The following is a 12,916-nucleotide window of genomic DNA, read 5'->3' on the forward strand; positions in this document are numbered from 1 at the left end:
AGATCCTGGACTGAGCGAAGCGAGGGAAGCAGCTCGACCCCGCCCGCGGAAAGCGTCCGCCCGTAGTGGAAATCAACGGCTTTACTTTATTTCATTGTAAAAGAAAAAAGACTGTAGGCAAACTCAATTCATTGAGTTTGTCTACAGTCTGAACAGATCTCCTTTTAGGAGATTTGTTTTTTTATAGTCTAGAATAATCTCAAGGCAAGGGAAAAATTAGAATTTACTTGAAGCAAGCATAAATGTTCAAAAGAAGGAAAATAGTATAGTAACGCTAATTTTATGTAGATGGAGGTTGGCATTAAGTTTAAATATTAACAGAGAAATAAAAATAAATTGATTTATTAGAAAATTTAGTTTAAAATATTTTGCAAAAAATTTTAACTTTTAGCTTGAAAATTATTTTGAAAGAGTATATCTTAATTAGCAGATAGATTTTTTATTCTGTAATATGAATAAATATCCAATCTGATATTTTCTAGAAATTGGATTATAATACACAATAAATACAAAGGAGTGTTTAAATATGAAGAATAAAATTTTTATACTTATGCTCGTTCTAGTCATCGGTGTACTTGCAGCATGTGGTACAAAAGATGATAACACAAGTGATACAGGCTCAAACGCTGGTACCGGGACGGAAGAAAAACAAGTAATAAAAGTAGGAACATCTGCTGACTATGCACCATTTGAATATGTGGATGCTGCAAAAGGGGAAGAAATTATTGGTTTTGATATTGATTTAATTAAATTAGTTGGTGAAAAGATTGGTGTAGAAATGCAAGTTCAAGACATGGATTTCAACAGTTTAGTACCAGCTTTACAAGCAGGTAAAATTGACGTTGTTATTTCTGGTATGACACCAAATGAAGACCGCGAAAAAGTTGTGGATTTCTCAGATAAATACAATGAAACAGAGCAAGTGATCGTTGTGAAGAAGGATAGTGGCATTAAAAAAGAAGCTGACTTAGCTGGCAAAAAAATCGGCGTGCAAACAGCTTCGATTCAAGAAACTTTAGGAAACACAATTGCGAAAAAGGTAGATGTAGCAGTTGAAGGACGCACTCGTATTCCTGAAATTATTCAAGACATGATGTCTAAACGTTTAGACGGTGCAATTTTAGAAGGTGGCGTAGCGAAAGGTTATCTTAAAACAAATGATAAATTAGCAGCGTTCCCTGTAGAAGAGCAACCTGAAGACTTCAAAGCAATTGCTGTTCCAAAAGGTAGTGACCTTAAAGATAAAATTAACCAAGCTTTAAAGGAATTAGCGGATGAAGGCAAAATTCAAGAACTTGAAGAAAAATGGTTAGAAAAAGCTGAATAATTCAATTGAAATGCGATAGCTCTATATAGGGCTATCGCTTGTGCTTTTCTTGTTAACTAAATTCAGACCTCCCTTAAGGTTTAATCGATAAAAAGAAAGGAGGGAATGCTGTGAATTTAGATTTTACAGCTATAATTCCCTCTATTCCTTATATATTAAAAGGAATAGGTGTTACACTTCAAATTACAATTGGTGCAACCATCATTGGTTTTATAGTAGGTATATTATTAGCGCTTTGCAAAATTGGTAAGATTACGGCACTTCGCTGGTTTGCCGATATTTATACGTCAATTTTCCGTGGGACACCGCTTGTCCTACAATTAATGATTATTTACTATGCTGTACCGCAATTATTAGATATTCAGATTGACCCTGTACCGACCGCAATTATTGCGTTTGGTTTAAACTCTTCTGCCTATATTTCTGAAATTATTCGTGCTGGTATAAATGCAGTCGATAAAGGACAGCAAGAAGCAGCAATGGCGCTGGGCGTACCTTACAGAAAAATGATGAAGGACATTATTATTCCCCAAGCATTGAAAAATATTTTACCTTCATTAATGAATGAATTTATTACATTAAATAAAGAGTCAGCAGTTGTAACCGTTATTAGCGCTCTTGATATTATGCGTCGTGCCTATATTGTAGGTGGAGCAACATATCGCTATCTTGAGCCATTATTAGTTGCAGGTTTAATCTACTACATTATGACGCTTGTGTTAACGTTCCTTGGTAAACGAATCGAGAAAGGAATGAGAAAAAGTGATTAAAATTGAAGATTTACACAAATCATATGGACAAAATGAAGTTCTAAAAGGGATTTCTACAGGGGTAAAAGAAAAGGAAGTTATCGCCATTATTGGTCCCTCGGGTTCCGGTAAATCTACTTTTCTTCGTTGCCTGAACCTATTAGAAGAGCCTACTAGCGGTAACATAACAATTGCTGGTGAAGTGTTAACAAATAAAGGAACAAACATAATGAAAGTGCGTGAAGAAGTCGGCATGGTATTTCAGCATTTTTACTTATTCCCGCATAAAACAGTGCTTGAAAATTTAACATATGCGCCAATTAATGTTAAAGGTGTGGACAAAGCGACAGCGACGAAGAAAGCTGAAGATTTACTAACGCAGGTGGGCCTTTTTGAAAAGCGTAACGAATATCCAAGCCGTCTATCTGGTGGCCAAAAGCAACGTGTTGCGATTGCTAGAGCACTTGCCATGGATCCAAAGGTAATGTTATTTGATGAGCCCACTTCAGCACTTGACCCGGAGATGGTCAAAGAAGTATTGGCTGTTATGAAAAATCTAGCAGATACAGGAATGACGATGCTAATCGTGACACATGAAATGGGCTTTGCACGTGAAGTAGCAGACCGTATTTTATTCCTTGATGGTGGTAAGCTTATTGAGGATGCATCACCTGAAGAGTTTTTCTCAGCACCATCAACACAACGTGCAAAAGATTTCTTAGAAAAAGTACTATAATTCCAGATTATTGTTTTTTCCTCTAGAGACAGGGTTCTCTATGGCGGAATGAATATAGAACGCATTTAGACTTGCTTTATACGAGCAACTAAATGCGTTTTTTCATGCTTTAATTATGCATGATGTGCACCGGAGGTAAATCAAATTGGTCTGTTAATATTTCAAAATTAAAGAGCTCCTCGATATGATATATGCCTGCAGGTTGCTCTTGTTCAAGCATTTTCTGAGCGACAGTTGCGGCTATTTTTGCTGTAACAAAGGATTCATCATTTTCAGCGAAGGTTAACGATGCTGAAATTTCTTCCTGCTGTCTTGTTCCTGTAGCCTCAATTTTGATAACACAAATAGGAGAACCAATCTTCATCTTTTGCATGAGGGATGCAAATCTATTCTTTAGCCACGGCCATTTTAATAATTTGGATAGATGACTCTTTTGTAACAAGGACACAAGGAGATTGAGCCATTCAATATCAAAGCCCAATCTAGTAATGATAGGACTTGCGGGAAAATGTTTAGAAAGTGTGTGTTGATCAGAAAAATTAAATTGATACAAACTACGATTTCCTAGACCTGCGAAATGTACTACGCGTTTATTGGTAAAATTCTTGATTTCATGGATGTCATTTTGATAAGTGATTGTGTAGCTGCTATTAAGCTGATCTAAAATCCAATGAATAGCAGCTGAGCCATGAGAATCTCCTGCCCCGAGTAGGATAGAAATATGAAGTTTTTCCATGGAGGAAAATTGTTGCGCCACATGCATGGCCATTAAATTTGTTAATCCAGGAGCTAAACCGACACTAAGTATGGCTGTTGTATTGTGTTGCACAGCGACGGGATTTAGCAATTCTAACTTTTGCAAAAAGGAATTGCTAGCTGAAATGTCAATATACTTAATCCCTTCTTCAAGGCAACGTTCAGCGAATTCGGTATTTTCTTGCTCTAAGCACATGATGACAAGGGCTATATTGGCTAATTGATGACCATCAATTTTCTTCGTAACATCCAGTTGAATAGGGGTAGCCATGTTATTTAGCTGTGCACAAAATTGTTTAGCTTTTTCGATATTTCTACCAGCTATCCATAGTCGATTTGGGTACGTTGCAAGCAATAATTTTGCAATTTTCCCACCGACCTCCCCATAACCACCTACAATTAAAATATTTTCTTTTAGCATTTAAATACCTCTTTTAGCATGTTCTTTAGTAGCAATTACAGCATCTATCATATGTGATTTAAAATAAGGAATCACTGTTGTAAAACCCACTTCATGCAGTAAATCAACAAGTGTTTCAATGTTAATTGGGTGAGTAGTTACTCCAAATGATTGCTCAAAACGTTGCCAATCATGTTGAGATATACCATTTTGAAGCATGGAACTTTGCCAATGGCGTAGCTGTTGTTTAAAAGTAGGCTCCGTTAAATCAGTATTTATAGATGACAGGAATAATACAGAGCCATCCTTTAAACTTTCTGCAATTTTTTTTAACAAAGCCTTCTTTTCATCAAGGCCTTCAAGAAAATGTAATACTAAATGACAAACAGCAATATCGAAGGGTTCATCAATTTTTAATGAATGTATATCAGTTGAATGCCAATCAATATCGAGTGGAAGATGAAGCTGATTTATAAGTTGTTTGGCTAACTGCAACATGGAGCTTGAAGTATCAACCGCTGTAAATTTGGTTAATGGAAATGTTCTACCAAGCGTTTGCAGTTCTTGTCCGCCTCCTGCACCAACAATGAGCATGCGTTCCTTACAAGGAACATTTTGAAGCATATTAGTCATTAGATCATATATAAGGTCATAGCCTATAATTTTTTGGCGAATGGTTTGTTGATATGTGTAAACAGTTGGATTATGCCAACTTTGCATTTGTGCGGTCATAAAAAACCTCCTACTAATTTTATTTCTCCAGTACTGATAGCTAACTGTGTTTCTTAGAGTTGTACTCTTGTACAATATAATCAATAACTATTCTCAATTATAAATTTCTATTTAAAATGTACTATCCCATAAATCTGGGGGCATGAGGTTGTCGTTAAGAACTTAATGGGTATCATAAAGATTTAATTTAACGGTGATATAAGGAAGGGGGATTAGTTGATGAAAGACATACAGTTTTGGCGAAGAAAATCGAAACAATATTTACAGGAAAGTACGAGTTCAATTGCCTACAGACAATCGATGATTGAATTACTTCAAAAGCACGTTAATTTTGATGCGTATTGTTGTACTTTAACAGATTGTCATACGCTTTTTTCAGTCGGTGCAATAACAGAGCACTCAGTAGAGGCTATTCATCATAAAATAATGTTGTTAGAGTATGAGTCGGCGGATGTCAATAAATATGAGCATTTGGTACAGAGTGGTCAGCTAATAGGCAGATTGAGTGACGCTGCCAACCAGCATTTATCACAAAGTTTACGCTTTATAGAGGTACTTCAACCACATGGCTTTAGTGATGAAATAAGAGCAGCGTTGATGTTTCGAGGGCAATGTTACGGCTTTATAACGCTTTTTAAAAAGGCTAGTAATGTGCAACCACTATTTCAAGATGTTGAACTGGCACAAGTCACTATGCTTATTCCAGTAATGGGGGAGGCATTAAAGCAGTACCATCATTTAATTATCGAGGAGCGGTTTCCTACAGAAGAAGGAGAGAAGGGCATTATTATTTTTGATAAGGAATTAACTATTATGTCCATCAATGCCAAGGCTTCAAATATGCTGTCAATGTTAAGAGAAAACGAACGATTATCACAATCACAATTGCCTAAACCGATACAAGCAATGTGTGCCAAACTCTTGGCTGACAAATTGAATTCATATACATCGTTACTTGTACCAATTAAAGATACAGGTTATATGGCAATTCGTGCATCCTTCCTGATGACGGCTAGCAATGAACAGCAGTTAGCTATCTTTATTAATGAAGCATCTTCCAAAGAAATGCTCGCTTTTTTAATGATGGCCTATAATCTTACATCAAGAGAGAAAGAAGTAGTATTTGAAATTATAAAAGGCATTCCAACAAAAGAGATAGCTCAACATCTTGCTATTTCAAACTACACGGTGCAAGATCATTTAAAGGCAATATTTCAAAAAGTCGATGTCACAAATCGATATGAATTAGTATGGAAATTATTTTCGCGATTTCAATTAGACTAATATAGATGGGTATTGCTCCCCCTTAAACGGCTCTGCTCATAAAGACAAAGATTTCGTTATATATGTATAATATTTTCAAGTACATACTAATAGTAAGGGTTGTATCACAGTTTACCTTCATTGTGATACAACCCTTTATTAATTATTGGCCACGTCTTTATCAAATAGAAGTCGATAACCAAAGCCTCTTACGGTACAAATTTTGGCCGAGTGCCCAGGGGTGGACTCTAATTTTTTTCTAAGATTACTTATATGCACTTTTAAAGCTTGAGTTTGTCCGATACTCTCTTCCTCCCATATCGACTTATAAAGCTCAGATGGGTGAAAGGTTTGCTCAGGGTGTTGTGCAAGGAAAAATAGAATTTGAAACTCTTTGGTAGATAGCGCAAGCAATGTATTGCCAATAAACACTTTTCCTGAATGCACATGAAAGTTAAAATACCCAATATTGTGAGTTTCTGAGAGGCAGTAGCAAATGCCAAAGAAGCGCTAGTAATAGGCTATGGAATAGGAGTTAGTGCTACATATGTAACACAAAATCTTACACTACCATTAACAGGTATAGGAGGTACAACGATTAGCTGGACATCCAGTAATCCAACTGTTGTGACAGCCGGTGGAGTTGTACTACGACCAGTAATAGGTGATAGTTCAGTGATACTAACAGCAACGTTTGTAAAAGGAAATGCCACGGAAACGAAGCAATTTGTTATTACGGTGAAAGGTCAAAGTAGTAGCTATCCATCTACGCCTTCATCTGAATCTTCATCAACATCGTCATCTACTGTAGTGGAGATTGTTGTAGATGTAGAGTCGGGCAATGGTGATACTGTTTCGAAAACAACTATCAAACGAACAAAAGCTGTAAATGGTACTGAAAACGATGATGTGACATTAACTGAAAAAAGTGCAACCGAAACGATTGCTAAGCTAAAGGAGCAAGCGTCCGATAAAGCACTCATCGTAATTCCGGATGCGCAGGATACAGTAAGTCAAGTCAATGTATCGATTCCGAAAAACGCATTGTCTATTCTACAAAAGGGTGCAGTGAATCTTGAAATTGCCACAAATAATGTGAGAATTGAAGTGCCTAAAAATTCATTAGACTTGTTTAATGATGACCTGTATTTCCGCCTTGTTCCTGTAAAAGAACGGGTAGAACAACAGGAGATAGAGCATCGAGCGAAACAACAAGCACACGTTAAGGAATTAGTAGGTAGTGCTATCATAGAAATCTTAGGCCGTCCGATGAAGATAGAAACCAATATGCATAATCGGCCTGTAACGTTAACGCTACCTCTTCCAGCTCCACTAACAAAAGAACAACTGGATAACTTAGCGATTTTTATTGAGCATAGTGATGGAACAAAAGAGGTTATTCGGGGGAACATCGTAGATTTTGATAAAGGATTGTTTGGTTTGCAGTTTGTAGTAACTAAGTTTTCGGCATTCTCGATTCTATATTTACCAGAAAACGAGATAGCTATAGAAGAGCCTAGCCTTGTTAAGGGCACACATACACCTTATATTCGAGGTTATGCAGATGGAACCTTCCGTCCTAACGCAAATGTTACACGTGCACAATTGGCGAGTATGATGGCACGTAACTTAACAAATAACGACATTCCCAATGCCAATGCAAAATTTACGGATACAGTAACACACGATGCAAAAAATGCCATCGAATATGTGCGGACGGCGGGGTTATTCAATGGTACGACAGCTACAACATTTAATCCTAACGGCTTGATTACTCGTGCACAAATGGCAACCGTAGCGGCTCGTTGGATAGAAAAGCAATGTGCAGAAGGTCATGACGCCGCATTCTGTACAGCAGTTTCGCCAGGAATCTCATTTAAAGATGTGGAGCCAAGTCATTGGGCAGCAATAGAGATTAGTAAAGTCAGTGGCCTTGGTATTATGACAGGTGTTAGTGCAGACACCTTTAAACCGAATGATTATTTAACACGTGCACAAGCGGTTAAAGTGCTAAATCAACTATTTACTCGTCAACCGAAAACACAAGGACTTACCATGAAGTTTTCAGATATACCAAGTAATTATTGGGCTTTCTTTGAAATTCAAGTAGCCTCTATAGTCCATGAGTATACGCTGGAACAAGGTGTAGAGAAATGGCAGCAATAGGCTGTGGAAATCGTATAAGTTCCCTGAAAATTGGTAGATAAGACTAGCCGAAGTTACAGCCTGGGTTAGTCTTTTTCGCAAACTAGTGGATTTTCGGAGTATGTACTTACAATCGCATTGTTTTTTGCTTATAATAGTAGATGCAGAAGATTTTCTGAATAAGTAGCCACGAAGTGAGCGATTGCGATTGAAAAAATTATTATACGTAGGTTTCTTTCTTGTCTTTATAGTCATTTTTTTGTACGTAAACAATCACTGGCTGGTTGTAAGTGAGCATGTATTTGAATCAGAAAAGGTACCAGAAAGCTTTGATGGGCTACGTATTGTACAGATATCAGATTTACATGATGCCCTCTTTGGTGACACGCAAGAGAAGCTAATAGCAAAGGTTAAGGCGACACAGCCGGACATTATTTTTATTACGGGTGATGTCATAGATAGCAATCGCTATGATTTGGAGCAGAGCTTGCAGGCAGTTCAAGGGCTAGTTGAATTAGCGGATGTGTATTATGTACTCGGGAATCATGAAGTGGCGACCAATAAGGTTAGTGAAATTTATGAGGCGCTGTCATCGTTAGGTGTACATATAATGGCCAATGAATCGACCGTATTAGAGCGCAACGGGGAGCGCTTGGCGATTGTTGGTATTGAAGATCCGTTAATGGGCAGAACAACAGAAGAAATGCTGAATCTTGCGACAACATATGTCCCGCAAGATATGCTAAAGCTGTTACTTGCCCATCGACCTGAAGTGTTTAATGTGTATGTAGCAAGCCGTATTGACCTGGCATTCACAGGGCATGCACATGGTGGACAAATTCGTATCCCTGGACTTGGTGGACTTGTTGCGCCGGGGCAGGGCATGCTCCCGAAATATACAGCCGGTATTTACGAAGGACAGGAGACAAAAATGGTCGTGAGTCGAGGTTTAGGCAATAGCACTGTACCATATCGGATATTTAATTTACCCGAAATTGTTGTCATGGAATTAAAGACAAAAAAGAGATAGTCTCAATTTTGAGACTATCTCTTTTTATGCTCGTAAATGCAATGTCAGACGCGAATTCGACTTTCTAACAATACGTTTGTAGCTTATTGGACAGCTCCGGTTACTTGCTTACGTTCCAAGCGCTTAACTATCAAAATGCTTATTTCGTATAAAAGTATCATTGGAATTAAGACGAGTAGCTGACTAATAAAATCAGGTGGAGTAATGACTGCAGAGCCAACTCCCATAGCAATATATGACCAGCCCCGTATTTTTTTCATGGAGTTCGCAGTTAATAGGCCAATGGATGATAAGAAAATTGCAACAATGGGTAACTCAAATAACAGTCCGAGTGGCACTGTTGTCATAATTAAAAAATGCATATACTCGCTCGCTGAAACCATGACATTAAAATTAGCCGCACCTATGCTTACTAAAAAAGTATAGCTAAGTGGGTTGACGACAAAATAACCGAACGCCACGCCCAAGAAAAAAAGCAAAAACATAACAGGCGCATAGAGACCAAGAAATCGACTTTCCTCTTCTTTTAATCCTGGTTTAACAAAACTCCAAAGAAAGTGAACAAAAAACGGTATGGACAGCCCAAGTGCCAATGTTGTGGAAATTGTCATATAAAATTTAACAACTTCAAGTGGGCCTAAGATAATGAGTGAATGTCCACGAGTCACGTATGGAAACCAAAAATTTATTGTCGAGAACACGACAATGAAAAATAGTATAAATACAACGAGTGCTTTAATGATTTGCTTACGTAGTTCGCTAATATGCTCAAGCAAAGAGTCCACAGGAATAAGAGGCTTATTCGTAACCACTTCCTGTTCAGTGTCAATTGTCAGATTTTCAATAGAAGCCTCCACAGCTACGGGAGGCTCGTCTTGTGCTTTATCAAGTGGACTTAAATATTTTCTTTCTTCATATGGATCCATAGGAACACCTCCTACGAAACGTCAGATTTTTTTTCTACCTTTTTTGCCGGTTCATCGTCATCATCTATTAAGCCTTTCGTTGACTTTTTAAATTCTGCGAAAGTTTTACCAACTGCACCACCAATTTCAGGTAGCTTTTTCGGACCAAAAACAATTAATACAATAACCAAAATGATGATTAATCCAGGAACACCAATTGCACCAAGACCTCCCATATGTCATGCCTCCTATTAAATTATCGTTATTCGTAACGTATGCGAAATCGCTATACGCTTTCAGCATTGTTTTTTAAGTAGTCCCTGTCCCATGCGATAGTATGATGAGCGAGGATACGTTTTCTTAAACTAAAGATCCACCAGATTTGCTGTAATTAATAATCCCCTCTGCACAGCGATAGGCAAGTGCACCTAAAGTGCCTGTTGGATTGTAGCCGCTATTATGTGGGAAATTCCCGGCACTAACAGCGAACAGATTTTCAACGTCCCAATGTTGTAGATAGTTATTCACAACACCATTCTCAGGCGTTGAGCTCATCACCGTTCCACCTGTATTGTGTGTTGTTTGATATGGCACAATATTGTAATCCGTAATTTCTGCACTTGGGACAATTGTTTTGGCACCCATTTCTTTCATGATGTCAGCCGCACGCGCTGAGATAAATTTATGAAGTGCACGGTCCTGGTCAGTAAAGTTGTAGGTTAATTGCATTAATGGCAAACCGTAAGCATCCTTGTATACCGTATCAAGTGACAGATAGTTATCTTTATGTGGCATAGAAGCACCTTGTGCCCCAATACCGAATGAACGTGTATAGTAATGGATTGATTGCTTTTTAAACTCTGGTCCCCATGTTGGTGTATCTGGAGGGGTTGGATTTGAGCCGATAGGACGCGTACCAGTTTGTGTTAAGGCAATATTACCACCATGTATGAAGTCTAATTCACTATGATCGAAGTTATCACCGTTATAGTCGTCTACGGTCATACCGAGTGAGCCTGCGCCCATAAATGTGTTATATTGCTCATCAAAGAATCCGGCAGCACCCGGTAAAATTTGATAGCAATAGTTTCGACCCAGTGTTCCTTTTCCTGTTGCTGGATCATATTTTTGCCCTATATTGGAAAGCATTAATAATTTGGCATTATTAAAAACATAGCTTGTTAAGACAACAACGTTAGCAGGTTGAATAAATTCTTCGCCAGATATGGTATCGACATATTTGACACCTGTTACTTTGTTTCCTTGCTTCAGAATTTCAACAACATTGGAATTAAAGCGTAAGTCGAAGTTTCCTGTTTTTAAAGCAGTCGGAACAACTGTAATTTCTGCAGAGGATTTTGCGCCATACTCACAACCAAAACGTTCACAGAATCCGCAGTATTGACAGGCGTTAATCGTTTCACCATCAGGATTTTTATAGACTTCTGATACGTTAGCAGAAGGAACCATATAAGGTGATAATTTTAGATTTTTTGCTGCTTTTTCAAATTGCTCTAGCATCGGTGTCATTTTCATAGGAGGTGTTGGAAAAGGATTTGAGCGTTTACCAGCAAAAGGATTTTTTTCATCCCCCGAAATACCTGCTGTTTTTTCGAATTTGTCGAAATAAGGCTCTAGTTCATCATAGGTTAAGGCCCAATCCTGCAGTAAGTAATCAGGTCCTAATTTATTTGGACCATAGCGTTCGTCGGTCAGTGTTTTAATCTGAAAATCATACGGTAAAAAGCGATAAGACATACCGTTCCAGTGTGTCCCAGATCCCCCTAGACCCTCTCCAAGTAAAAAGGAACCAAGCTGGCGCATTGGTAATGCTCTCATCTTGCTGTTATTACGGAAGGATACAGTCTCCTTCGAAAGGTTTTGCATTAAGTCATATCGAATTGCATAACGATACTCATCATGAACATTTAAATAATCTTCGGTTCCACGTTTTTGTCCACGCTCCAAACCTACAACCTTTAAGCCAGCCTTTGAGCACTCTGCAGCAACAATGCCCCCAGTCCACCCTACGCCGACTGTTACAACGTCTACACTTGGTAATGTTGTTACCATCTAAAAAACCCCCTAATGGTTGCCTAATGGGTTAGGCTCAATTTTTTGGAACTTTGGATCTTCAATTTGTGTAATAAAAGCCATCTGATGTCCTGGGAAGCCTTTCATACGCCAGCCATCCATATTTCGATTCCCGCCATACATCGGATCAGCATAAGCACCCTCTAATGTAGCTGCACGTAGCAAAGCAAAGAAGAATGCGGATGTGACACCGCTCATCTGAACTTCTCCCTTCTGGAAGGCAGTTAAAATTTCGTCCATTTGCTTACCTTCTAAATCACTAAAACCTTTTTTGAATCGACTTTGTGCTTCTGCCTCTATTTTTTGAACACCCTGTTTGAAGATTTCTGCCCGTGTTAGTCGACTTTGATAGCCTTGTGTTGGTGAACCTTCAGCGAATGGGCCATGCATGTATTCCTTGGAGTTACTGCCGTATTGCCCGGCTAATTGATGATCTATAAAATAGGGTACGTCTAAACCAATCGCACCTGGACCTAAATCGTCCTCTGGGAAAATGCGTTCAGTAGCATTCGATAAAACTCTAAAATCTCGGTCGTTCATGAAAAACATTTTAGCTTTAGGTGCTCCAGTAGCTTCATTTGTAGTTCCATTACCATGATCTAAAGTTGAAGTTCCTTTGCCATTCATGTTATAGCCTACAAGCCCACCTATTAAGCCACCACCGACTAATGTACCAGCAGCAATACCTGTTGTTTTTAAAAAGTCACGACGTGAAACGTTATTGTCAGTACTCATATAAAATCCTCCCCTCAAAAATAAAGAAATTATGTTCTATCATT

13 protein-coding genes and 1 pseudogene are annotated in these 12,916 nt (G+C 38.2%); 7 read left to right on the forward strand and 7 right to left on the reverse strand.

All coding sequences use genetic code 11. The features are described 5' to 3' along the window. Window positions 1–526 precede the first annotated feature (526 nt). From C9J35_RS16475 to C9J35_RS16485, 3 genes are all read left to right on the forward strand, one after another. The gene (locus C9J35_RS16475; RefSeq protein WP_107925335.1) at window positions 527–1,327 is read left to right on the forward strand and encodes a transporter substrate-binding domain-containing protein; all 801 of its coding nucleotides are present in this window, start codon (window positions 527–529) and stop codon (window positions 1,325–1,327) included. A 110-nt stretch (window positions 1,328–1,437) separates the two neighbouring features. Further along, window positions 1,438–2,097, forward strand: a complete 660-nt coding sequence (locus C9J35_RS16480) for an amino acid ABC transporter permease (protein WP_054768228.1) — start codon at window positions 1,438–1,440, stop codon at window positions 2,095–2,097. Further along, on the forward strand, window positions 2,090–2,812 hold the full coding sequence (locus tag C9J35_RS16485) for an amino acid ABC transporter ATP-binding protein (RefSeq protein ID WP_054768227.1): 723 nt from the start codon (window positions 2,090–2,092) through the stop codon (window positions 2,810–2,812). The genes C9J35_RS16480 and C9J35_RS16485 overlap by 8 nt, the downstream gene beginning before the upstream one ends. A gap of 109 nt (window positions 2,813–2,921) precedes the next feature. Here C9J35_RS16485 and C9J35_RS16490 read toward each other — a convergent pair whose 3' ends face one another. Both C9J35_RS16490 and C9J35_RS16495 read right to left on the reverse strand, forming a co-directional pair. Beyond that, window positions 2,922–3,989, reverse strand: coding sequence for a saccharopine dehydrogenase family protein (locus C9J35_RS16490; protein WP_107925336.1), 1,068 nt, complete (start codon window positions 3,987–3,989; stop codon window positions 2,922–2,924). Next, the gene (locus C9J35_RS16495; RefSeq protein ID WP_107925337.1) at window positions 3,990–4,700 is read right to left on the reverse strand and encodes a class I SAM-dependent methyltransferase; all 711 of its coding nucleotides are present in this window, start codon (window positions 4,698–4,700) and stop codon (window positions 3,990–3,992) included. Window positions 4,701–4,919: 219 nt separating this feature from the next. Between C9J35_RS16495 and C9J35_RS16500 the strand changes: the two genes are divergently transcribed. After that, window positions 4,920–5,984 (forward strand): helix-turn-helix transcriptional regulator, encoded by a 1,065-nt coding sequence (locus C9J35_RS16500; RefSeq protein WP_107925338.1) that lies wholly within the window; start codon window positions 4,920–4,922, stop codon window positions 5,982–5,984. 138 nt (window positions 5,985–6,122) lie between these two features. On the opposite strand, the gene C9J35_RS16505 is transcribed toward C9J35_RS16500, so the two are convergent. Continuing rightward, the gene (locus C9J35_RS16505; RefSeq protein WP_327323804.1) at window positions 6,123–6,410 is read right to left on the reverse strand and encodes a winged helix-turn-helix domain-containing protein; all 288 of its coding nucleotides are present in this window, start codon (window positions 6,408–6,410) and stop codon (window positions 6,123–6,125) included. A gap of 54 nt (window positions 6,411–6,464) precedes the next feature. Between C9J35_RS16505 and C9J35_RS16510 the strand changes: the two are divergent. The 3 genes and pseudogenes from C9J35_RS16510 to C9J35_RS16515 form a co-directional block, all read left to right on the forward strand. Continuing rightward, a pseudogene (locus tag C9J35_RS16510) lies at window positions 6,465–7,571 on the forward strand (immunoglobulin-like domain-containing protein); the annotation flags it as partial. Window positions 7,572–7,580: 9 nt separating this feature from the next. After that, window positions 7,581–8,129, forward strand: coding sequence for an S-layer homology domain-containing protein (locus C9J35_RS24750; protein ID WP_369122297.1), 549 nt, complete (start codon window positions 7,581–7,583; stop codon window positions 8,127–8,129). Between the two features lie 187 nt (window positions 8,130–8,316). Then, window positions 8,317–9,138, forward strand: a complete 822-nt coding sequence (locus tag C9J35_RS16515) for a metallophosphoesterase (RefSeq protein WP_107925341.1) — start codon at window positions 8,317–8,319, stop codon at window positions 9,136–9,138. An 83-nt stretch (window positions 9,139–9,221) separates the two neighbouring features. Here C9J35_RS16515 and tatC read toward each other — a convergent pair whose 3' ends face one another. The 4 genes from tatC to C9J35_RS16535 form a co-directional block, all read right to left on the reverse strand. Beyond that, entirely contained in the window at window positions 9,222–10,064 is an 843-nt protein-coding gene (gene tatC / locus C9J35_RS16520) for a twin-arginine translocase subunit TatC (RefSeq protein ID WP_107925342.1), read from the reverse strand. A gap of 11 nt (window positions 10,065–10,075) precedes the next feature. Further along, the gene (tatA, locus tag C9J35_RS16525) at window positions 10,076–10,279 is read right to left on the reverse strand and encodes a twin-arginine translocase TatA/TatE family subunit (RefSeq protein WP_107925343.1); all 204 of its coding nucleotides are present in this window, start codon (window positions 10,277–10,279) and stop codon (window positions 10,076–10,078) included. Between the two features lie 124 nt (window positions 10,280–10,403). Continuing rightward, window positions 10,404–12,116 carry a GMC family oxidoreductase gene (locus tag C9J35_RS16530; protein WP_107925344.1) on the reverse strand — a complete coding sequence of 571 codons (1,713 nt, stop codon included), beginning with the start codon at window positions 12,114–12,116 and terminating at the stop codon, window positions 10,404–10,406. A 12-nt stretch (window positions 12,117–12,128) separates the two neighbouring features. After that, the gene (locus C9J35_RS16535) at window positions 12,129–12,872 is read right to left on the reverse strand and encodes a gluconate 2-dehydrogenase subunit 3 family protein (RefSeq protein WP_107925345.1); all 744 of its coding nucleotides are present in this window, start codon (window positions 12,870–12,872) and stop codon (window positions 12,129–12,131) included. Window positions 12,873–12,916: the final 44 nt, after the last annotated feature.

Origin of the sequence: Lysinibacillus parviboronicapiens (genome assembly GCF_003049575.1) — a bacterium.
Lineage (GTDB): Bacteria > Bacillota > Bacilli > Bacillales_A > Planococcaceae > Lysinibacillus > Lysinibacillus parviboronicapiens.

What these genes read in the sequence shown, in the direction of transcription:
- C9J35_RS16475 (WP_107925335.1), top strand. Translation starts at nt 527, where the DNA reads ATGAAGAATAAAATTTTTATACTTATGCTCGTTCTAGTCATCGGTGTA.
- C9J35_RS16490 (WP_107925336.1), bottom strand. Translation starts at nt 3,989, where the DNA reads ATGCTAAAAGAAAATATTTTAATTGTAGGTGGTTATGGGGAGGTCGGT.
- C9J35_RS16495 (WP_107925337.1), bottom strand. Translation starts at nt 4,700, where the DNA reads ATGACCGCACAAATGCAAAGTTGGCATAATCCAACTGTTTACACATAT.
- C9J35_RS16500 (WP_107925338.1), top strand. Translation starts at nt 4,920, where the DNA reads ATGAAAGACATACAGTTTTGGCGAAGAAAATCGAAACAATATTTACAG.
- C9J35_RS24750 (WP_369122297.1), top strand. Translation starts at nt 7,581, where the DNA reads ATGGCACGTAACTTAACAAATAACGACATTCCCAATGCCAATGCAAAA.
- tatC (WP_107925342.1), bottom strand. Translation starts at nt 10,064, where the DNA reads ATGGATCCATATGAAGAAAGAAAATATTTAAGTCCACTTGATAAAGCA.
- tatA (WP_107925343.1), bottom strand. Translation starts at nt 10,279, where the DNA reads ATGGGAGGTCTTGGTGCAATTGGTGTTCCTGGATTAATCATCATTTTG.
- C9J35_RS16530 (WP_107925344.1), bottom strand. Translation starts at nt 12,116, where the DNA reads ATGGTAACAACATTACCAAGTGTAGACGTTGTAACAGTCGGCGTAGGG.
- C9J35_RS16535 (WP_107925345.1), bottom strand. Translation starts at nt 12,872, where the DNA reads ATGAGTACTGACAATAACGTTTCACGTCGTGACTTTTTAAAAACAACA.